The organism is Helicobacter sp. MIT 01-3238 (assembly GCF_003364135.1).
In the GTDB taxonomy this organism is placed as follows: domain Bacteria; phylum Campylobacterota; class Campylobacteria; order Campylobacterales; family Helicobacteraceae; genus Helicobacter_B.
Genome location: NZ_NXLN01000058.1, coordinates 1 through 1,056 on the forward strand (window position 1 = coordinate 1; position 1,056 = coordinate 1,056).

Annotated in this window: 1 protein-coding gene; it reads right to left on the reverse strand. The window is 43.8% G+C overall.

Annotated features, from left to right (window positions below; translation table 11 throughout):
- Nucleotides 1-1,056: hypothetical protein (locus CQA40_RS11365; protein WP_181882935.1), on the reverse strand; the 1,056-nt coding region annotated here is incomplete at both ends.

Here is a 1,056-nt window from a genome sequence, read left to right on the forward strand (position 1 = left end):
CCATAGCTCGTAGCTATATCAGGGCTTACGCGAAATCCATTTCCCATATCGTGCAAAGCAGTGCCAAGCCCAGCAGAGAGATGAGAGAAGTTTAGGTCGGTTTTGGTAGTTGAGCCTATTTGCTTTCCGCCTGTGGAGTCTATGATTAGTTTATTGTATAGATATGTGTTGTTTGCATCAGTTACACCCTCGCCTATGTTGATTCTTATCGCACCAGCTCCTACTTCACCTACTGTGGTTATCGTATTTGCAGAGATATGCTCGGGGTAGAGGTTTGTGGAGTGAGTGTGACTATTCCAAGTAGATGGATTGCTATTTATGGTTAGTGTGCTTTGATAGACATTTAGAGTAGTGATAGTGCCAGAGCCAGAGATATTATATAGTCCTAGCACAGAGGCGAAGTCTTGGGCGTATTCTTTCCACCCTAGATTTAGCTCGGTTATCGTGCCGTTATTTGTGATTTTGCTTACAAAGGTGCTTCTATCTGTCCCAGCAAATCCACCATATATCGCCATAGCATTAACTGTCTTGCTAGAGTTTATGGTAAGCCCACCTTGATATTCTCCACTTCTCTCATCTACTCTACCTATCTGTGTGCCTCCGTGTATGCTTAAGCCTAGTGCTTTGCCATAGACATTTGCCACACCATAGCTAGCATAATCTACATTTGTATCAAGCACTAGCCCAAAGAGTGTCGAGCCATTTGCTCCGTGGCTACCACCTGCTTCAGAATAAGGCATAAGGATTCCAAGTTTTTTGCTTGCGTGAGTGCCTGTGAATGTAAAAGTCGTGTTTGGTGCGTTTAAGCCATAGAATTGAAATGAATAGTCATATTGTGCTGTGCCTATACTGTCTAAGTTTATACTCACACTACCAGCTCCTATGGAAGTGCCACCACCGCTAGTGCCTATGAAAAAAAGCCCACTTTGTGCTGATTTCCCTGCTGTCTCTAGCTTGCTTTGAAACTCACTAGCACTAAAAGAGCCTGTGCACTCTACTCTTTTGCTTGTAGCACCAACAGTAGTGCTATGCTGCAATATGACACAATCTCCAGCT